The sequence below is a fragment of the Cupriavidus sp. SIMBA_020 genome (assembly GCF_046535395.1).
Lineage (GTDB): Bacteria > Pseudomonadota > Gammaproteobacteria > Burkholderiales > Burkholderiaceae > Cupriavidus > Cupriavidus campinensis.
Genome location: NZ_JAWRWU010000664.1, coordinates 1 through 269, shown reverse-complemented (window position 1 = coordinate 269; position 269 = coordinate 1). Strand labels below are relative to the sequence as shown.

Genomic DNA, 269 nt, shown 5'->3' with positions numbered 1-269 from the left:
CCCCGCACGCGTGGGCGTTCCTGAAGAAGGACGTCGGCTCCGTGACGCGGCTGGGTTACGCGCTGACCGAGCGCCTGCTGGCGACTCGATGCGATCGGATCGTCTGCATGTCGCTGGAAGAATTGCGCGCGGCGCGCAAGTACCGGCTGCCGATGTCGAAGGTCGACCTCGTCTACACGGGCATTGCGGGCGACGAGGCCAGGACCGCCCTCGATCGTCCGTCCGGCAGCTCGACGATACGCGTCGGCTATTTCGGCCGCCTCGATTAC

General features: G+C 66.9%; 1 pseudogene. It reads left to right on the top strand.

The window, feature by feature from the left end:
- Positions 1 to 269 (top strand): annotated as a pseudogene (locus SB751_RS30975) (glycosyltransferase family 1 protein); the annotation flags it as partial.